Annotated in this window: 20 protein-coding genes and 1 tRNA gene; 10 read left to right on the top strand and 11 right to left on the bottom strand. The window is 62.5% G+C overall.

Translation table 11 applies throughout. The annotated features are described in order from the left end of the window. The first annotated feature begins 17 nt into the window (after positions 1 to 17). A complete protein-coding gene (locus tag HMPREF2656_RS06070) occupies positions 18 to 545 on the top strand; it encodes a hypothetical protein (RefSeq protein ID WP_070816119.1) in 528 nt (175 codons plus the stop codon). On the opposite strand, the gene purB is transcribed toward HMPREF2656_RS06070, so the two are convergent. Continuing rightward, complete coding sequence (gene purB / locus HMPREF2656_RS06075; RefSeq protein WP_224213538.1) at positions 542 to 1,966, bottom strand: adenylosuccinate lyase; 1,425 nt, start codon at positions 1,964 to 1,966, stop codon at positions 542 to 544. The genes HMPREF2656_RS06070 and purB overlap by 4 nt on opposite strands. Before the next feature lie 5 nt (positions 1,967 to 1,971). Continuing rightward, the gene (purD, locus tag HMPREF2656_RS06080; RefSeq protein WP_070816120.1) at positions 1,972 to 3,222 is read right to left on the bottom strand and encodes a phosphoribosylamine--glycine ligase; all 1,251 of its coding nucleotides are present in this window, start codon (positions 3,220 to 3,222) and stop codon (positions 1,972 to 1,974) included. Between the two features lie 31 nt (positions 3,223 to 3,253). Here purD and HMPREF2656_RS06085 point away from each other — a divergent pair, with 31 nt between their 5' ends. Further along, on the top strand, positions 3,254 to 3,670 hold the full coding sequence (locus tag HMPREF2656_RS06085) for an HIT family protein (RefSeq protein WP_070614427.1): 417 nt from the start codon (positions 3,254 to 3,256) through the stop codon (positions 3,668 to 3,670). Here the strand turns inward: HMPREF2656_RS06085 and HMPREF2656_RS06090 are convergent. From HMPREF2656_RS06090 to HMPREF2656_RS06100, 3 genes are all read right to left on the bottom strand, one after another. After that, positions 3,648 to 5,042: a sensor histidine kinase gene (locus HMPREF2656_RS06090; protein ID WP_070422509.1), complete on the bottom strand. Its 1,395-nt coding sequence runs from the start codon at positions 5,040 to 5,042 to the stop codon at positions 3,648 to 3,650. The genes HMPREF2656_RS06085 and HMPREF2656_RS06090 overlap by 23 nt on opposite strands. A 15-nt stretch (positions 5,043 to 5,057) precedes the next feature. Further along, complete coding sequence (locus HMPREF2656_RS06095; RefSeq protein ID WP_070422508.1) at positions 5,058 to 5,762, bottom strand: response regulator transcription factor; 705 nt, start codon at positions 5,760 to 5,762, stop codon at positions 5,058 to 5,060. Positions 5,763 to 5,927: 165 nt separating this feature from the next. After that, a tRNA-Thr gene (locus HMPREF2656_RS06100) sits at positions 5,928 to 6,000 on the bottom strand. Positions 6,001 to 6,066: 66 nt separating this feature from the next. Between HMPREF2656_RS06100 and HMPREF2656_RS06105 the strand changes: the two genes are divergently transcribed. The 6 genes from HMPREF2656_RS06105 to HMPREF2656_RS06130 are packed head-to-tail and all read left to right on the top strand — an operon-like array spanning position 6,067 to position 11,088. Next, entirely contained in the window at positions 6,067 to 7,515 is a 1,449-nt protein-coding gene (locus HMPREF2656_RS06105; RefSeq protein ID WP_246825127.1) for a threonine/serine exporter ThrE, read from the top strand. Positions 7,516 to 7,573: 58 nt separating this feature from the next. Further along, positions 7,574 to 7,948 (top strand): hypothetical protein, encoded by a 375-nt coding sequence (locus HMPREF2656_RS06110; protein ID WP_070422506.1) that lies wholly within the window; start codon positions 7,574 to 7,576, stop codon positions 7,946 to 7,948. Further along, positions 7,948 to 9,225: an alpha,alpha-trehalose-phosphate synthase (UDP-forming) gene (locus tag HMPREF2656_RS06115; RefSeq protein WP_070816122.1), complete on the top strand. Its 1,278-nt coding sequence runs from the start codon at positions 7,948 to 7,950 to the stop codon at positions 9,223 to 9,225. The genes HMPREF2656_RS06110 and HMPREF2656_RS06115 overlap by 1 nt, the downstream gene beginning before the upstream one ends. Next, a complete protein-coding gene (locus tag HMPREF2656_RS06120) occupies positions 9,222 to 9,623 on the top strand; it encodes a YajG family lipoprotein (RefSeq protein WP_070816123.1) in 402 nt (133 codons plus the stop codon). The genes HMPREF2656_RS06115 and HMPREF2656_RS06120 overlap by 4 nt, the downstream gene beginning before the upstream one ends. Then, positions 9,617 to 10,324 carry a trehalose-phosphatase gene (locus HMPREF2656_RS06125; RefSeq protein WP_070816124.1) on the top strand — a complete coding sequence of 236 codons (708 nt, stop codon included), beginning with the start codon at positions 9,617 to 9,619 and terminating at the stop codon, positions 10,322 to 10,324. Before HMPREF2656_RS06120 ends, HMPREF2656_RS06125 begins: the two co-directional genes overlap by 7 nt. Then, positions 10,306 to 11,088 (top strand): CE1 family esterase, encoded by a 783-nt coding sequence (locus HMPREF2656_RS06130; RefSeq protein WP_070816125.1) that lies wholly within the window; start codon positions 10,306 to 10,308, stop codon positions 11,086 to 11,088. Before HMPREF2656_RS06125 ends, HMPREF2656_RS06130 begins: the two co-directional genes overlap by 19 nt. On the opposite strand, the gene rlmB is transcribed toward HMPREF2656_RS06130, so the two are convergent. The 6 genes from rlmB to HMPREF2656_RS06160 all read right to left on the bottom strand — a co-directional run bounded on the left by rlmB (position 11,051) and on the right by HMPREF2656_RS06160 (position 16,718). Next, positions 11,051 to 11,983 carry a 23S rRNA (guanosine(2251)-2'-O)-methyltransferase RlmB gene (rlmB, locus tag HMPREF2656_RS06135; RefSeq protein WP_070422501.1) on the bottom strand — a complete coding sequence of 311 codons (933 nt, stop codon included), beginning with the start codon at positions 11,981 to 11,983 and terminating at the stop codon, positions 11,051 to 11,053. The two genes, HMPREF2656_RS06130 and rlmB, sit on opposite strands and share 38 nt — an antisense overlap. Before the next feature lie 3 nt (positions 11,984 to 11,986). Further along, positions 11,987 to 13,345: a cysteine--tRNA ligase gene (gene cysS, locus HMPREF2656_RS06140; protein WP_083319466.1), complete on the bottom strand. Its 1,359-nt coding sequence runs from the start codon at positions 13,343 to 13,345 to the stop codon at positions 11,987 to 11,989. Between the two features lie 5 nt (positions 13,346 to 13,350). Continuing rightward, positions 13,351 to 13,836: a 2-C-methyl-D-erythritol 2,4-cyclodiphosphate synthase gene (gene ispF / locus HMPREF2656_RS06145; protein WP_070816127.1), complete on the bottom strand. Its 486-nt coding sequence runs from the start codon at positions 13,834 to 13,836 to the stop codon at positions 13,351 to 13,353. Then, positions 13,833 to 15,308 (bottom strand): HNH endonuclease signature motif containing protein, encoded by a 1,476-nt coding sequence (locus tag HMPREF2656_RS06150; RefSeq protein WP_070816128.1) that lies wholly within the window; start codon positions 15,306 to 15,308, stop codon positions 13,833 to 13,835. Before HMPREF2656_RS06150 ends, ispF begins: the two co-directional genes overlap by 4 nt. Positions 15,309 to 15,407: 99 nt before the next feature. Continuing rightward, on the bottom strand, positions 15,408 to 16,130 hold the full coding sequence (gene ispD / locus HMPREF2656_RS06155; RefSeq protein WP_070816129.1) for a 2-C-methyl-D-erythritol 4-phosphate cytidylyltransferase: 723 nt from the start codon (positions 16,128 to 16,130) through the stop codon (positions 15,408 to 15,410). A gap of 9 nt (positions 16,131 to 16,139) precedes the next feature. Continuing rightward, positions 16,140 to 16,718 carry a CarD family transcriptional regulator gene (locus tag HMPREF2656_RS06160; protein ID WP_070450262.1) on the bottom strand — a complete coding sequence of 193 codons (579 nt, stop codon included), beginning with the start codon at positions 16,716 to 16,718 and terminating at the stop codon, positions 16,140 to 16,142. A gap of 157 nt (positions 16,719 to 16,875) precedes the next feature. Between HMPREF2656_RS06160 and HMPREF2656_RS06165 the strand changes: the two genes are divergently transcribed. Both HMPREF2656_RS06165 and radA read left to right on the top strand, forming a co-directional pair. Beyond that, positions 16,876 to 17,415: a hypothetical protein gene (locus HMPREF2656_RS06165; RefSeq protein ID WP_070422495.1), complete on the top strand. Its 540-nt coding sequence runs from the start codon at positions 16,876 to 16,878 to the stop codon at positions 17,413 to 17,415. Between the two features lie 118 nt (positions 17,416 to 17,533). Next, the gene (radA, locus tag HMPREF2656_RS06170) at positions 17,534 to 18,898 is read left to right on the top strand and encodes a DNA repair protein RadA (RefSeq protein ID WP_070771822.1); all 1,365 of its coding nucleotides are present in this window, start codon (positions 17,534 to 17,536) and stop codon (positions 18,896 to 18,898) included. Position 18,899 lies beyond the last annotated feature (1 nt).

The following is an 18,899-nucleotide window of genomic DNA, read 5'->3' on the forward strand; positions in this document are numbered from 1 at the left end:
GCGTTAGTATATTCCCCGTGATCAAACGCGCGACTGCAGTCCTCCTCCCCCTCGTTTTGACTGCGTGCGGCACCCCTTCGGAGTTCGCCGGCAACATGCCAGCGTTTGAACCAACCCGCGACGGCACCACATTGTCGTTCGGCGACACCGCCCGCGTGGTCACCGAGGATGTGAGCTTCCACGTCCCCGTGCAGTGGGACATCACCGTCGATGCCCCCAAAACGCGGCGCGCCCCACGCAGCGCCGAGCAGGCAAACATGCTCGTGTGTTTCCCCGTCACGTTCACCCCGGTTGCGGTGGGTGAGTTCCCCGTGGACGTCACCGTCACGCTGCCGAAGCTCACGCCTATCGACGACACCCTCACCGCCAACACCGCCAACCCCGAATACTGCGGCGAAAGCACCCTCACCGGCTACACCCCGGACCTCACCGGGCCCCAGCACGGCTTCGTCGCCTCCTGGTCCGGCACCGCAGACCGGGGTGTAGTAGGCACCGGCGTCGAGGTCAGCACCCGCGACGCCACTGTGACCTTTACTTCCCCCTAGAGGATCTCGCCCGGGGTGTAGTTCGCAGCCTCCGGGTGCGCATCCACAACCTCTTGCACGCGTGCAAGCACACGATCCACCTGCGCCTCGGCAGCGCCGATGAACGCGTGGCGGTCCTCGAGCGCCTTGTCCAGTGCTGCCTTGTCCAACGGAAGGCGCTCGTCGTTAGCCAAACGCTCCACAAGGTTCTGCTCTGCGCCGCGCTCGCGCATGTCCAGCGCCATAGCGACGGCGTTTTCCTTGATCACCTCGTGTGCGGTCTCACGGCCGACGCCGGCGCGCACCGACGCCATGAGGATGCGGGTGGTGGCAAGGAACGGCAGGTAGCGGTCCAGCTCGCGGTTGATCATGGCCGGGAACGCGCCGAACTCGTCGAGCACGGTCAGCATGGTTTCCAGCTGGCCGTCAATGGCGAAGAACGCATCCGGCAGCGCCACGCGACGCACCACGGAGCAGAACACGTCGCCCTCGTTCCACTGCTGGCCAGCAAGGTCGCCAACCATGGTGAGGTAGCCACGCAGGATGACCTGGAAGCCGCCGACGCGCTCACAGGAGCGTGCGTTCATCTTGTGCGGCATCGCCGAGGAACCAACCTGGCCTTCCTTGAAGCCCTCCGTGACCGTCTCGTTGCCAGCCATGAGGCGGATCGTGGTGGCCAGCGACGACGGGCCTGCACCCAACTGCACCAGCGAGGACACCACGTCGAAGTCGAGCGAGCGCGGGTACACCTGACCCACCGAGTCAAAGACGCGGTCGAAGCCGAGACCTTCTGCGATGCCCTGCTCGAGCTGCGCCAGCTTGGCCTCGTCGCCACCCATGAGATCCAGCATGTCCTGCGCGGTACCCATCGGGCCCTTGATGCCGCGAAGTGGGAGCCGATCCAACAGTTCCTCAATGCGTTCGATGGCCACCAGGATCTCATCGGCAGCAGAGGCGAAACGCTTGCCCAGCGTGGTGGCCTGCGCCGCAACATTGTGGGAGCGTCCAGCCATGACCAGGGACTTGTACTCGCCAGCGCGGTTGCCCACCGCCTTGAGCAGCGCGACTGCCTTGTCGCGGGTCAGTTCCAGCGCCTTGCGCACCTGGAGCTGCTCCACATTTTCGGTCAGGTCGCGCGAGGTCATCCCCTTGTGGATCTCCTCGTGGCCCGCCAGCGCATTGAACTCCTCAATGCGTGCCTTCACGTCGTGGCGAGTGACCTTCTCGCGCTGCGCGATCGAGTCCAGGTCGACCTTGTCGATGACCTTCTCGTAGTCCTCGATAGCGCCCTCGGCGACCTCGACACCGAGTTCCTTTTGGGCCTTGAGCACTGCGATCCACAGTTGGCGCTCAAGGATGATCTTGTGCTCCGGAGCCCACAGGGTGGCCATCTCCGGGGAGGCGTAACGGTTGCTCAAAACATTGGAATTATTCGGTTTCACGGCATTTATCCTAGGGAAATAGCGCCTTCGATGGCGGGGCGAGCGATGTCTTTGCGGTAGAAGGACCCGGGCAGTTCGATGCCCTCAATGATGCGGTACGCGTTGTCCACGGCCTCCTTGAGCGTTGCGCCATTGCCGACGACGCCAAGCACACGGCCACCAGACGCCACATAATTGCCGTCCGCTTCCTTGGTGCCTGCGTGGAGGACCTTCGTCGGGTCATCGAGTGCGTCGCCGGTGATCACACCACCGGTCTTTGCGGCCTGCGGGTAGCCCTCGGCAGCCAGCACGACCATGGCAGCGAACCCGTCACGCCACTGCAGCGGCTCGATCTCACTCAAGCGACCTTGTGCGACAGCCAGCAGCACCTCCGCCAGCGGGGTCTCCAACAACGACAGCACGGCCTGGGTTTCCGGGTCACCGAAGCGGGCGTTGAACTCCACCACCGCCGGGCCTTCCGGCCCCCACGCGGCACCGATGTAGAGCAGGCCCTGGTACGGAATGCCACGGTTGACCATTTCGGTGGCCACGGGGCGGGCGATGTCGTCGACAAGCACCTGCACTCCGTACTCCGGCAACCACGGCAGCGGCGCGTACGCACCCATGCCACCGGTGTTCGGGCCTTCGTCGTTGTCGTAGGCGCGCTTGTGGTCCTGCGCCGGCAGCAGCGGCACGACCGTTTCGCCGTCGACGAGGCAGAACAGCGACACCTCCGGGCCTTCAAGGAAGGACTCGAACAGCACTGGGTTTCCAGCCTCAATGACAGCCTCTGCGTGCGCTTTGGCCTCGGCACGGTCCTCGGTGACCACAACGCCCTTGCCTCCAGCAAGGCCGTCGTCTTTGACCACGTAGCGCGGGCCGTACTCGTCAAGCGCTGCCTCGATGGTGTCGGCGGATTCCGCGCGGGTCGCCGTCGCCGTCTTCACACCAGCTGCCGCCATGACTTCCTTGGCAAACGCCTTCGAGCCCTCAAGCTGCGCGGCCGCCTTCGTTGGTCCGAAGACGGGGAAGCCGGCGTCGATCAACGCGTCGGCTGCACCCGCAACCAACGGCACCTCGGGACCAATGACGACGAGTTCCGCGTCGATCTCGCGGGCGAGCGACACAATATCTACTGGGGACGACACGTCGAGCGGACGCACCGTGGCCAGGCGGGACATACCCGCGTTACCCGGCGCGACAGTGAGCTCATTGCCGTGCATTGCATGGAGAAGGGCGTGTTCCCGGCCGCCCGAACCGATGACAAGGATGCGCATGCGATCCAACTTACCGGTAGCGTCGGAGACTATGAGCACTGTATTCAGCAAAATTATTGCAGGCGACATCCCGGGCCGAATTGTGTACCAGGACGACAAGGTCGCCGCATTCCTCACCATCGAACCGGTCGCGTACGGCCACACGCTGGTCGTTCCCATCGAAGAGATTGACAAGTGGACCGACATCCCGGCGGACCTGTGGGCGCACATGAATGAGGTGGCGCAGAAGGTCGGACGGGTTGTCGTCGATAAGTTTGATGCGCAGCGCGCGGGCTACCTCATCGCAGGATTCGAGGTCCCCCACGCCCACATCCACGTCTTCCCCGCCAACGACATGTCCGGCTACTCGCTGGCCAGCGCAATGCGTGCCGACGAAACCGACGCCGCCAAGATGGACGCCGCCGCCGACACCATCCGCGAAGGCATTAAGCAGCTGGAAGCGAAATAGTAAACGTCGAGCCCTCGCCCGGCGCCGTATCGACAACCACGGTGCCGCCGTGGGCCTCGATCAGCGACTTGGTAATCGCCAGCCCCAGACCCGAGCCTCCGCCCGAGCTGCGGTTGCGCGACGCATCCGCGCGGTAGAAGCGCTCGAAAATATGCTCGGCGTCCTTCTGTTCCATGCCGCAGCCATTATCCGCAATGTCGAGGACCACACGGTCCAGGTTGTGACGGATCGTGATGGTCACCTCTGCATCCGGACCCGCGTGCTTAAAGGCGTTAGTGACCAAGTTGACCACTACCTGGCGCAGCCGGCCGGGATCCCCCACCACGACAGGGACGTCTGGGGTGTCCTTGACCACGTCCACCACCCGCTCTGGGTAGGCGGCGTGCATCGAGTCCTTCACCGAAAGCGCAAGCTCGAGCACATCCACCTCCTGCTTCTCCAGGCGGGAACCCTCCGCACGGGTTAGCGCCAGCAGGTCCTCGACGAGCAGCTGCATACGCGCGGACTCTTCATCGATCTTGCTCAGCACCATTTGCGGGTCATCCACCATGCCCTTGCGGTACAGCTCGGTGTATCCGCGCACGCTGGTGAGCGGTGTACGCAGTTCGTGTGAAGCATCGCCAACGAAGCGGCGCATCTGCTCTTCCTGCGTTTTCGCATTTTCCAGCGATTCTTGCAAGCGGCTCACCATGGTGTTCATGGCAAACGACAGACTGCCCACTTCTGTCTCACGTGGCCAAGCGGGCACTCGCCTGTCGGTATCGCCTCCGGCGATCGCCAGAGCGGTGTTTTCCACAATCTTTAACGGAGCCAACGCACGTGCCACGAAGTAGTTACTTGCAATGCCAATGCCGACGAGCACCAGAGCCCCAACCAGCGCCTCAATCTGTGCCAGGGAGCGCAACATCCGGTACTCCGACTCCAGCGACTTCGCCACATACTGCACGGAACCGTCGGACTGCTCCGTGGCAATGGCACGCCAGCGCTTCACAGTCGTCGTATTTGGGTCGCTGAGATCAGAAGTGATCGTGACCAACTGTCCGAAGTCAGTCGTTTTGATCTGGCTCCAATCTGGCGAGTTGACCTCCCCCGGGCGCGACACCATCACGCCCCGGTCCGGGTACAGCCTGGATTGGGTGAACTCACTCGGCAGGTTCCAAGGGTTGAACTGCCACACCGGCCCCTGGTGCGCCCACGTATCCAAGCCTTCCCGCAGCTGGTCGTCTGCACGATCCAGCAGCAGGTTGCGCATGAGGAAGTAGATCAGCACGGAACTCAGTGTCGTACCGATCACGGAGATGACCATCACGGTGGTGACAAGTTGCCGCTTCAGTGGCTTCTTTGTCGGCCCCGTAAATAAGGAATACGCCATAACGTTGCGAAAGGCCTACTGGCGTGGGGTGCGCAGCACGTAACCGACACCACGGACCGTGTGGATCAGCGGCACATCGCCCGTGTCTACTTTGCGGCGCAGGTAGGAAATGTAGGACTCGACCACGTTGCCGTCGCCGCCGAAGTCGTAGTGCCACACGTTGTCCAGGATCTTCGCCTTGGACACGACCACCTCAGCGTTGAGCATGAGGTAGCGCAGCAGGTTGAACTCCGTCGGGGAGAGCTCGACGATCTCGCCGGCTTTGGTGACCTCGTGGGTGTCGTCGTTAAGCGTCAAGTCCGCATAACGCAGAGTGGAATCCTGGTTCGAATCGTCCACCACGTTGCCGCGCCGCAGGATCACACGCAGGCGCGTGATCACCTCTTCGAGCGAGAACGGCTTGGTCACGTAATCATCCGCGCCAATGGTCAGGCCGTGGATACGGTCCTCCACGGCATCCTTTGCTGTCAGGAACAGCACCGGACTGTCAAGTCCTTCAGCTCGTAGCTTGCTGAGCAGCTCAAAGCCGTCCATCTCCGGCATCATCACGTCCAGGATGTACGCATCCGGGCGGGAGGTGCGCGCCAGCTCGAGGGCTTCCGCACCAGAGTTGGCGGTCTCCACATCAAAACCCTGGAACTTCAGAGACACCGTCAACAGTTCGACGATGTTCGGCTCGTCATCAACAACCAGCACCTTGAGGTTCTGCGAGTCAGCCATGGTTTGTGTTCTCCTTAATTTTTGCGGCAATCATGCACTTGCCACGATTAAACAACACAACGCTGTACGTCGCCTGTGTACTTGCTGCCCAAGGTTGAGCAAGTCGATCTTTGTTCGCCAAAGAAAGTGCCCCCTCGCCGATACGTATCGACGAGGGGACCCACGAGCTGGAGACGAGACTTGAACTCGCAACCTACGCATTACAAGTGCGTTGCGCTACCGATTGCGCCACTCCAGCAACGCGCTAGATCTTACACATAGCCCGTGGTCGCGCGAAAACCGCCAAGCCGATAGTGTGGCCTGTGTGGAAAAGAGATTGTGGGGAAAGCTCAGAGGTTCGCGCCAACGCTTAGCGACGATCGACGCTGCCCGCACCTCTCCTCCCCCATCCGTCCTCGCCCCGATCAACCTGACCGACCCGACCGAGGTCGCCGCGGTGATGAACATCGCCGCCCGCATCGGCGAGATCCTCATCGCAAACGCAACAACATCTGCGGACGCGATCAAGCAGATCCACACCGTGTGTTCGTCGTACGGCCTGCACTATGTGCACGTGTCCATCACGGTGAACACGATTACGTTGAACACCATCATCGGCGTGGACCATCGCACCCCGGTCACCGTGTTCCGCGTGGTCACCATGATCAGCGAGAACTACCACAAACTGCAGGAAGTGGACCGCCTGATCCGCTCGATCCGCTCAGGTGCGACGCCTCCCGAGATGGCGGAGAAGATTCTCGACGAGATCGACAACGCCCCCATCCCTTACCGCAACACCCGCAACTTGGCCGGTTGGGCTGTGATGGGTTTCTTCGTCGCCATGCTGCTCGGCGGCGATTTGCTGCTCATGTTCTTCGGCGGCCTGACCGCGTTTCTCATCATGGGCTTTTCCAAGTTGCTCTCCCGTGGCGGGTTGCCCGGGTTTTTTCACAATGTGATTGGTGGGTTCGTCGCCACGCTGCCCGCTGCAATCGCCTATGACTTTTCCGCCTCGATCGGGCACACGATCAACCCCAGTCAGCTGATCGCAACAGGCATCATCGTCCTGCTTGCAGGTTTGACGCTGGTGCAATCGCTTCTCGACGGCGTCACCGGGTCCATGGTCAACGCCTCCGCCCGCTTCTTCCAAGCCATGTTGGGCACCGGCGGCATCGTCGCAGGCGTCGCCGCTGGCGTGCAGATTTCCGAGCTGGTCGGGATGCCACTGCCACCAGTCGAGGTGCTCCCAGCTGATGCGGCGTACAACAACGTGTGGCTGACCACCTTCGGTGGTGCGATGGCGGCAGCCTCGTTCGCGGTGTGTTGCTTTGCGGAACGAGCCGCTGTGCTGCTGTCCTTCGTCACCGCAGCGACAGGTTCGTTCATCTTCTACATCGTGCTCACCCCGCTCGGCGCTGGCCGACTGTTGGCTATCGCGGCGTGTGCGGTCGCCGTCGGTTTGGCCGGCGGTCTCATTTCCCGCCGCTTCTTGATCAACCCGGTGATCACTGCTGTCGCCGGCGTGACCCCGTTCCTGCCCGGTTCGTGGATCTACCGCGGCATGTACGCGCTGATGAACGAGCAGCTCCTGCTCGGCATGATGAACCTGCTGACCGCGATCGGCACCTGCCTCGCCCTAGCCGGCGGTGTGGTGTTCGGCGAGTGGCTGGCCCGCCGCATCCGTGCCCCACAGCTCTACGTGCCGTACGAGGCGTTTAGGCGCGCTGGCCGGCTGACTTTCCAGCAGATTCGTCGGGTACGGCGCCGTCGTTAAGCAGGTGGCGTAGAATGATGGGGCTTTAGCTGTCGTTCTTGCAAGGAGGAACCCCCAAGTGCCACCTAAGATCACCGATTCGCGCCCCACCGCCGAACAAACGCATGCCGTTGAGGAGCAAACTGCGTCGGGCGCCCGTCGGATCGTGGCCACTTACGCTGAGGACTTCCTGGACGGCGTAACGCTCATGTCCATGCTGGGTGTCACCCCGCAGGGCTTCGTGTACAAGCGCTACGTCGAGGACCTGGAGCAAGCAGCGGAAGAGGAAGCGCCGAAGAAGGCCACCAAGAAGAAGGCCACGAAGAAGAAGGCGTCCAAGAAGAAGGCCACCAAGAAGAAGGCGACGAAGAAAAAGTCCACCAAGAAGGCAGTGAAGAAGGCTGCCAAGAAGACTGCTAAAAAGTCGACGAAGAAGACCGCCAAGAAGGCCTAATGGGTAGCAACGAGTTCCTCGTCGTGGCCAACCGCCTGCCTGTAGACAAGGTGGGCGACCATTACGAGGTCTCCCCTGGCGGTTTAGTCGCAGCCCTCGCACCGGTACTGCGCTCCCGTGGGGGCTGCTGGGTGGGATGGCCTGGCGATACCAGCGCAGAACTCGAACCGTTTGAGTTCAACGGCATCTCGCTGGTCCCCGTGTGCTTGGATCAGGACGACTTCGAGGGCTTCTACGAGGGCTTTTCCAACTCCACGTTGTGGCCGCTGTACCACGACCTCATCGTCACCCCCGAGTACAGGCAGGAGTGGTGGGAGCGCTACGTCGCCGTCAACGAAAAGTTTGCGCGGGCGACCGCCAAAGCCGCTGGCAAAAACGCCACGGTGTGGGTGCAGGACTACCAGCTTCAGCTCGTACCGGGGATGCTGCGCGAACTACGCCCCGACTTAACCATCGGCTTCTTCCTGCACATCCCGTTCCCGGCTCCGGCGCTGTTCCAGCAGTTGCCGTGGCGCGACGAGATCCTCTCCGGCCTGTCCGGCTGCGACCTGATCGGTTTTCAGCGCACCACCGACGAAGAGAACTTCCGCCTGCTCACCACCGATATTCGTACTGGCACCTTCCCCATTTCTATTGATGCGGATGAGGTGCAGGCGGCGACGGAGTCGTCGATACGCACACTGCGCAATTCGCTCGGCAACCCGAAGCACGTGCTGCTGGGCGTGGATCGGATGGATTACACCAAGGGCATCCTGCAGCGACTGCTGGCGGTCGAGGAACTGCTGGAGGAAGGCGAACTCGACGATATTGCCGTGGTGCAGTTGGCTACGCCGTCGCGTGAACGCATCGAGCACTACCGCAAGACCCGTACGGAAGTTGAGCAGGCGATCGGGCGTATCAACGGCCGCTTCGGCCAGGTCGGCCGCCCGGTCGTGCACTACATCCACCGCGGCGTGCCCAAAAACAAGCTGGGCACCTTTTATGCGGCGGCCGACATCATGCTGGTTACGCCGTTCAAGGACGGCATGAACCTCGTGGCCAAGGAGTACGTCGCCGCACACCCGAAGGGCGACGGCGCGCTTGTGCTTTCCGAGTTCGCAGGCGCTGCAGTCGAACTCAACCAGGCGTACCTGTGCAACCCGTTCGACCTCGGGTCCGTCAAAGCCGCGATTATGGCCGCCACCGACCCTGACCCGGCACGCATGCGGGCGATGCACGACTGGGTCATGGAACACGACGTGACCCGCTGGGCGCAGGACTTCTTGGAGGCGTTGTGAAGCGCGCGCTGCTGCTCGCCCCGGTGATGCTGCTCGCGGCGTGTTCCAGCCCGCAGCAGTGGCACGTCGTTGGCGTGTACACCGCCCCAGAGGCGCCCGTCGCGCGCAATACCGGCGGCGCATCCGTCACCTTTTCGGGTTCGTCGTTTTCCGGCACCACCGGCTGCGCTGAAGTGTCCGGCGAGTTTGAAGGCGACGACACTGTGCGCCTCCACGACGTGACGGTCGGCGACCCGGGCGACTGCGCCGGTTGGGCCCGCCACATGCACGACCAGTTGGCGCCCCTGCTTCACGACGACACCGAGTTCACCGTCACCCGCCCAACCGATACCGACCTTGTACTCACCCTGCTCAGTGACGCCGTGGATGCCCCGGCCGTTAAACTGCGCACATGGTGATTGCTCAGGCCGAAACGTTGTTGGTATGCCTCGACTTCGACGGCACGCTTGCTGAACTCAACCCCGACCCCTACGCGGTCACAATGCATCCGGCGGCCGAGGACGCGATCCGTCGCCTTGCTGCGCTCCCCGGCACCGAGGTAGCCATCCTGTCCGGACGACACCTCGACGGTCTGCGCCAGGTCCTCCCTTCCGGCCTCAATGTCACCCTCGTCGGCTCCCACGGTGCCGAGCCCGGGCCCACGCTTGACGACGACTCCCGCGCCCACCTCGACGACATCGAACGCCAACTGCGCGACATTGCGATTCCCCCCGCATATGTGGAGGTGAAGCCGTATCAAAGGGTGTTGCACGTGGCGCCGGTCGCGGATAAGCAAGCGGCCCAGGACATGCTCGACGCCGCCGCTGCCCTGCCCGCCCGAAAGATCACACTGGGACACAATGTGGTGGAGTTTTCGGCCGTGGATATCACGAAGGGCACCTGGCTCGCCGAATACAAGCGCGACTTCGCGGCCACCGTGTTCGCGGGTGACGACGACACCGACGAAACCGCCATCGCCGCCCTCGGCCCCACCGACCTGGCGGTAAAGGTCGGCGACAAACCCTCGCTGGCGTCGCGTCGCGTCGCAGGTGTTGACGCCATGGCTGAGCTCTTGGCGGAACTCGCCGACGAAAGGGAAGCATGGAACGCCTCTCGCTAGAGCACCAAGGCCGCACTCGCACCTGGACCGCCGTCGAAGGCGACCCCGACACGCTCCTGCTGGTGCTGCACGGCTCGCGCCAATCCGGCAACGTGATGCGCAACTTCACCGACCGAACCTTTGAAACCCTCGGCGCGACCGTGGCCTACCCGGACGGTGTGGAGCACCACTTCAACGACCTGCGCACCGGTTTCAACGAGTCCGCACGCCGCCTGAACATCGACGACGTCGGATTCCTACGGAAGGTCATCGCACACCACGCCCCGCGTCGCGTGATCGGCATCGGCTTTTCCAACGGCGGCCAAATGGTCATGCGCCTCCTTTTCGACGCCCCCGGCCTCCTCGACGGCGCCGCCACCTTCGGCGCCTCCATGCCCGTCGAATCCAACACGTGTGTTGGCACTTCCGATTATCAGCCCACCCCGCTCGTTTCCGTCCAAGGCACCGCCGACCCGCTCGTCCCCTACAACGGCGGCGAAGCCGGGATCGGCGGCAACAACCGTGGCCAGACCCGTTCCGCAATCAACTCTGCGCAGTTCTTTGCGGAACTCAACTCGTGTGAGTGGCGGGGGTCGTCGACAAGCGGTGCCCTGCGTATCGACGACTGGCACGGCCCCGCCCCCGTCCGCCTCATCACCATCGACGGCTTCGGCCACATGGTGCCGGTAGCCAAAACGCTCGACGCGCGGCTTGGGCCCGGCACCGACGAGATCACCGGCGGTGAGGTTATTCAGCGATTCTTCTTTGACGAGCGAACTCGCTAAGCACCACGCCCGCCGCCACCGACGCGTTGAGGGACTCCACCCAATCCGTCATCGGCACCGACATGATCACGTCGCAGTTCTCGCGCACCAGGCGGGAAATACCCTTCCCCTCGGAGCCAACCACGATCACTACCGGGCCCGTGGCCTGGTCAAACGTGTCCAGGGTGTGCTCGCCGCCCGCATCCAGGCCGACGACCGTGTAGCCGTTGTCCTGGAACTTCTTCACCGTGCGAGTCACGTTGGTCACGCGCGCCACCGGCAACTGCGCCGCCGTACCCGCCGACGTCCGCCACGCCACACCCGTGACCTGCGCCGAACGCCGTTCCGGGATGATCACGCCGTTACCACCGAACGCCGCAGTCGAACGAATCACCGCACCAAGATTGCGCGGATCCGTAATGTTGTCCAGCACCACAAACATGCCGGGGCCATCCACCGACTCCAGCAGGTCATCCAGGTCCGCGTACTTGTACGGCTGGATCTTCAACCCAATGCCCTGGTGTAGGCCGTTACCGGTCATCGCATCCAACTGCTGACGCGGCACTTCCTGCACCGGAATGTTCTTGCTGTTCGCCAGCGCAACGGCCTCGCTCAGACGATCATCGTGGCCGGTGCCCTGCGCGACGAACAACGCCTCCGACGGCACCTTCGCCTTCAGACACTCAATGACCGGGTTGCGGCCCACCACCAGATCCGCCACCTCACGATCGTGCCGGCCCTGCGCGCGGCGCTTCTGCTCCAACTTGCGCTTATGCGCCGCGTGGTAGACGCGATCCTCAGCCTTCGGCGTCGCACCTTTGCCCTTCAGGCCACGGCGACGCTGCCCGCCAGAGCCCTTCGTTGGGCCCTTCTTGTTCTTCTTCTGTACGTCACGACGCTGATACGGTTTCGCCATCGTCTACTCCTTTACCTGCCACTGCGGCCCCTCGGCCGTGTCGGTCACTTCAATTCCCGCACGCGCCAACCGGTCGCGCACCTCGTCCGCCGTGGCCCAATCCTTCTCCGCACGCGCGGTCGCACGGCGTTCCAGTTCAGCTTCCACCAGCACGTCTAATGCCTTGCTATTGCCATTGCTTGACGACGACGGCCACGCCCCCGGATCAACACCCAACACCGCCGCCATCGCACGCACCTGCGCCGCGATCGGGGCCGGATCGGCTGCCTTATTGCCCTCGCGCACAAGGTTGTGGATTTCTGCGAGGGCTTTCGGGACGGCGAAGTCGTCGTTAAGCGCCTGCTCAAATGCCTCAGTCCACGTCGACGGCTCCGGCATACCAGCGCGCTTCACAAACTCCTCAATGCGCCTAAAGCCGGCCGCAGCTTCCTTGAGCGCCTCCGGCGAATACTCCAACACGCTGCGGTAATGCGCCGACCCGAGGTAGTAACGCAACTCCACCGGGCGCACCTCCTCCAGCATGTTGTCGATGGACAGCACATTGCCCAGGCTCTTCGACATCTTCTCGCCAGCCATGGTCACCCAGTGGTTGTGCATCCAGTACTGCGCGAAATCATCGCCCGCCGCATGCGACTGCGCCTGCTCGTTCTCGTGGTGCGGGAACTGCAGGTCAAGGCCACCACCGTGGATGTCAAACGTGCCACCCAGGTACCACGTGGACATCGCCGAGCACTCCAAGTGCCACCCCGGACGCCCATCGCCCCACGGGGTCGGCCAACTCGGCTCACCCGGCTTCGCCGCCTTCCACAACGCGAAATCACGTGCGCCACGCTTGCCCGCGTTCGACGTCTCCCCCTGCTCCATCTCCTCAACCTTGTTGCCGGAAATCGAGCCGTAATCGCCGCCCGCCTTCACCCAAGCGTCGACGTCGAAGTACACCGAACCGTCCGCTGCATAGGCGTAGCCGTTATCAATCAGGCGCTGCATGTAATCGACCATCTGCGTCACATGCCCAGTCGCCCGCGGCTCCACCGACGGCGGCAACACACCAAGCGTGTCGTACGCGCGCGTGAACTCACGCTCGTACGTGGACACCCACTCCCACCAGGGGCGATTGCGCTCGTCTGCCTTGGCGAGAATCTTGTCGTCAATATCCGTAACGTTGCGCACAAACGCGACGTCGTTGCCCTTCGCCGCAAACCAGCGACGAACAATATCAAACGCAACACCCGAACGCAGGTGGCCAATATGCGGCTTCGCCTGCGGAGTGGCGCCACACAGATAAATCGAAACGTGGCTAGGATTCACCGGCTCGAAGTCTCGCAGCGTGCGGGTCTTGGTGTCGAAAATACGTTGATTCACGCCGTTTATCCTACGTTGCCGTTCAATTCCACCAACGCAGTGGCAATCGCCGCCCGGCCCTCACCCGAACCAGTGAACCCCATGTGGTCCGTCGTCGTCGCCGACACCGATACCGGGGCCCCCAGGGCCTCAGAGAGGACCCTTTCCGCTTCCTCCCGCACCGGGCCCATCTTCGGGGTCTGCCCAATCATTTGTGCAGAAACATTGACGACGGTGTGGCCGTGGTCGTCGACAAGCGCACGGAGCTCCTCGAGCAACTGCACCCCTCGGACCCCGTCATACTCCGGGCGGCCGACCCCGACGAACGAGCCGAGATCCCCAAGGCCCGCCGCCGACAGCACCGCGTCCACGATCGCGTGGCTGACAACATCGCCATCTGAATGACCTTCGCAACCATCCTGGCCCTCGTGCAGAATTCCGGCGATCCAGCACTCCTTCCCGGCCTGGATCTGATGGGCATCGAAGGCAGTACCAACTCGCAGATTCGTCATGGACTGAACACTACCGACTCCGGGGACGCCGAGTCGCATTCTTCGAAGCCCTCGCGCTCCAGTTCGAGGTCGCGCAGGTGTCTCTTCAGCGAGGCGAGGAGTTCCGGCGTAATCTCCGGCATCTTCTCCGGCGCATACTCGAACTTGCGGCCAAACTTATCCTCCAGCGTGGTGATCGTTTCCACGCAGGCTTCCCAGTCGTAGTCCTTTTCGTACTGCTCCACCGCCGAGTGACACCGGGCGTTGAACTCCGCACTGTCGCGGCGCCGCTTCCGACGCTGTTCCAGAGTGGACTTCCACCGCGGGTTTTCACCTTCGGCGAGATACTCGACGATCAAGCCGTCGGGTTCGCTGACCTGGAAGGTGCCGTCATCGAAAAGCCAGACGACTTCGCCCGTGACGTGATCGACCACATAGGTAGCGCGGCGGTCCGTCTTGATGTTGTGGTGACGCTGGCACAGACAGAACAGGTTCGACGGCGTCGTTTTGCCGCCGTTGCCGTAGGGAATGCGGTGGTCGAGCTGGCAGCGCCTCGCGGCAACGTTGCAACCCGGCCAACGGCAGGTACCGTCGCGGGTTTGCACGAACGCCTTCATTGCTTCGGTGGGCACATAGGCGTCGGTCTCGGCATGTTCAGCCTCGTCGAGGTCGATGACCTTCACCTTGGCGGTTTCTTTGAGCGCGTCGATGATTTCCGTGCCGTCTGCCCCCGACCAGCCGAAGCCGGGAACGAAGTAGCCGGCGCCTGGGGTCTTCGGCGAAAACACGTGCAGCACCAACTGAATCGACGAGTGCTGCTGGCCGGTGAGGATCATCTGCAGTGCATCGTCACGACTGAGCTTGTGTTCCTTCGCGACGGCACCGACATACATATCCATCAGACCAATCGTTGCCGAGTCGCCAGAGATATTCAGACCGGCGTCCCCGTCGTCTTGGCCATAGAACACGCCTTGGCAGGTGCCGAATGGCGCATCTTTTGCTTTCTTGCGAGCTTTCGTTTTCTTCGGGCTTGGTGCCAACTTCGCATCAACCTGCTTGATCCGGTCCCGCAGGCGGCGCTTTAGCGACGTCGCCGATGGCAACTCCATCCCGGCGGAACGCGGCGTGAACACCTTGACTAGGTAGTCGTCGAACTCAGCCAACACTTCGGGCGTGGCGAGATCGTTCAACCGGTTTAGCACGGTCTCGATTGCGCTAAGGCGCGTGATATCTAGCCGTCGCATATCAGCCTGCATTTGGCGTAGTTTCGGCAGGTCTGCCAAGACGCTATACCCAAGAATTCCGCTTTCAGCCCAGCTCACGGTACGGCCGGCGGCGCTTGCGATGCGCTGGCTTACCAGTTCGAAGTCGTCGATAATCGCACCGGGCTCAGCGTAAGCGTGAAAGATACTGTATTCCGCGTCTCGCATCGCTTGACCTGCGACGCTAATCTGGTCATCCTGACGTTCTGTTGCGAAGTATCCGGTAGACATTGTCCCCCCTTTCGATCTTTCAATCGAACATACATGCCACCACCGCGACAATGCAAGGGTTTTTCGAAACTTTTTAGATAATTCGTTCGAACGCCCTAGCTAGTTGCCGGGGATCTCGAACACGGTCGGCTCGGCCTCATCGGTAATGCTTTTCGCCAGGCGAAGATCGATCGGGGTGGTAATCTTGAACGCCATCGGATCGCCCTGAACTGTGGTGACGGGGGCGCCGTACCACTCCATCAGGGACGCGTCATCAGTTGCCACGAACTCGGGCGACTGCTCAAGGTAAGCACGGTTGGCGGCACGCAATTGGCGCAGGTCAAAGCCTTGCGGTGTCTGTGCGGCCCGCAAACGGCCGCGGTCCAGCGTCGCCTCCACCGCATTCACCGCACCCCCACTGACCTGTTTAATGGTGTCCGCGACAGGTACAACCGGCACCACCGCGGGCGCGCCATCGAGCACGGCACGGGCCACGCGGGCAATCATGCCGGGAGGGGTGAGGGCGCGGGCGGCGTCGTGGACGAGCACGCAGGCGTCGTCAAGCGAAATTGCTTCGAGCGCTGCGTAGATGGAGTCCGCGCGCTCCGCACCGCCATGCACAAACTGCACGTCGTGCCCCCGCAGGCACTGACGGGCGTGCTCCTCCATGGCAGGGCTGATGACGACGAGAATCTGGTCCACAATCTCGGAGGTTTCCATCGCGGTGACGGAACGCTCCAAAAGCGTGCGCCCGCGCAACGGGACGTACGCCTTTGGCACCTCAGCGCCCAGCCGGGTGCCCTGACCTGCTGCGGCAACAACCGCTACAACACGGCGGTCCAAGGGCTCGTCTTACTCGTCGTCGAAAGAAAGCTCGTCGAGGTCAACATCATCTTCGGCGTCAACATCGCCCGGCGCCTCGGAGATACCGGCCTTGACCTGCTCGTCGATGATCTTCTGGATCTCGGCTTCCATCTCCTCGACCTTCTTCTCATCGACAGGCTCTGCAAGCGCGAGCTCGCCGACGAGAATCTGGCGAGCTTTGCCAAGCATGCGCTTCTCACCAGCAGAAAGACCCTTGCCCTGGTCACGGCGCCACAGGTCACGTACAACCTCGGCCACCTTATTAATGTCGCCGGAGGCAAGGCGCTCCTGGTTCGCCTTGTAGCGACGAGACCAGTTGCCAGCCTCCTCAACATCCGTCTCACGCAGCACGGAGAACACCTTCTGCAGGCCCTCCTCGTTGACTACGTCACGCACACCGACAAGCTCGGAGTTCTTTACGGGCACGCGAACCTCAAGGTCTGAGTGGAGAATCTGCAGCACCAAGAAGTCCAGCTTCTCGCCGCGCATCTCACGCTCTTCGATGTCGGCGATACGCGCCGCGCCGTGGTGCGGGTAAACGACCACTTCTCCGACCTTGAATTCCATAAACGCTCCTTGGTGCTCCCGGCGAAGTTTTGACCCCACAACCCTACCACCGCCTTCAAAGCTCCGAATAGGGGATAAAATGGGAAAAGTTGCTGTCTAGGCGCTAAAGTATTCCAGAGAATAACCTTCGAAACCGTTTGACTATGGAGGACCCCACGTGAAGTCCCTGAAGCAGGTAGCCGTTATCGCTGCCGCTGGCTGCGCATCCTTGGCCCTTGTTGGCTGCTCCGCTGGCCAGATTACTCAGACCTCGAACCAGGTCGCTGCTGTGGATGGTGCCAGCGCCGCAACCGAGAACGGCGAAGTTGCTGTGCAGGATGTCACCGTCGTCTTGGCTGAGGACGGCAAGGCTGCCCTCAAGTTCACCGCGACGAACCAGGACACCTCCATGACGGATCACACGTTGAAGTCCGTCACCGCTGGTGGCAACACCGTCAAGATCGCAAACAACAACACGATTAAGTACAACTGCGTGTTGGTTGCTGATTCCGCCGAGGGCCTCGAGCGCCTGCCGCAGGATGACGCGAACTGCATCAGCTACACCGCTACCTCGCTGGCTAACGACGATTTCGCGTACGGCGGCAACGTCCCGGTCACGTTCAACTTTGACACCGGCTCCATCGACGTTGTGGCTACCGTGTCTGCACCGCACCTCGTTTCGGGCCAGGTTGACCGCGAGACTGGCGCGAAGCACTAAGAGCTTTTCGCTTATCGACGAACACATGCCGCTGGGTTAACCAGCGGCCTTTACGTTTTCGAACACTTTTCGAACACTTGCAGGCTCCGTGTCGTGTGCGTGTTATACGGTGTCGCACATGGCTAAGAAACCTCGCGTGATCCACACGTGCTCCGAATGCGGCTACTCTTCCCCGAAGTGGCTCGGCCGCTGCCCTGAGTGCGGGTCGTGGGGCACGTTGCAAGAAGAAGCGCCGGCTGCGGTTTCCGCAGGTTCGGTAAAGACGTCCGCGCTGACACCAACGTCGCCCGCAACCCCGATTACGAAGGTGAACGCGACTGCGACGCGCACGTTGCCCTCTGGCATCCGGGAACTCGACCGGGTGTTGGGTTCCGGTGTCGTGCCGGGGTCGGTGGTGCTGATGGCCGGTGAGCCGGGCGTGGGTAAATCGACGCTGTTGCTTGAGGTGGCATCCCGGTGGGCGGCGATGGATGGCCGCAAGGCGCTATACGTGACTGCTGAGGAATCTGCAGGCCAGGTCCGTGCCCGTGCTGAGCGCACCGATGCGCTGAAAGACACGCTGTACTTGGCGGCGGAGTCGAACCTCGACGTGGTGTTTGGCCACGTCCAGCAGGTCAACCCCTCGCTGCTCATTGTGGATTCGGTGCAGACTATGCACGCCGCGGGTGTGGAGGGTGTTGCGGGTGGGGTGGCACAGTCCCGCGCAGTAACGGCTGCGCTGACCACACTGGCGAAGACGACGAACCTGCCGATCATCCTGGTGGGGCATGTGACTAAGGACGGCAACGTGGCCGGCCCGCGCGTGCTCGAGCACCTGGTGGATGTGGTGTTGAACTTTGAGGGTGACAGGCAGTCGTCGTTACGCATGCTGCGTGGCATGAAGAATCGCTTCGGGGCAACGGACGAGGTGGGGTGCTTCGAGCAGACCGCTGGTGGCATCCGGGAGGTACCGGACCCATCGGGGCTGTTCCTCTCTCACCGCGGGAAGACTCCGGACGGTTCTGCGGTCACGGTGGCGATGGATGGCGTCCGGCCGATGCTGGCGGAAGTCCAGGCACTTACCGTCGATCCGGTGAATAAGAGCCCGCGACGCGTGGTCACGGGCTTGGATTTCAACAGGGTGCCGATGGTGCTCGCTGTCCTGCAGGCACGCTGCGGGCAGCGCACGAATGACAAGGACGCGTACGTAGCAACCGTTGGCGGTGTGAAGATCACCGAAACAGCAACGGATCTTGCGGTCGCGCTGGCTACATGGTCGAGCCTGCACGAAACACCGCTGCCGCCGAAGACTGTGGTCATCGGCGAAGTGGGCCTCGCGGGTGAACTACGAAGGGTGCCTAACCTCGGACGCCGCCTGCAGGAGGCGGCGAGGTTGGGATACGAAAACGCGATCGTGCCCAGCGGAGAACTCGAACCGGTCGAGGGAATGCGGGTCAGTCAGGTCTCTACGCTCGGGGAGGCGATCGCGCTGTTAGCTAAGTAAC

This window comes from Corynebacterium sp. HMSC034B08, from assembly GCF_001835805.1.
In the GTDB taxonomy this organism is placed as follows: Bacteria; Actinomycetota; Actinomycetes; order Mycobacteriales; family Mycobacteriaceae; genus Corynebacterium; species Corynebacterium coyleae.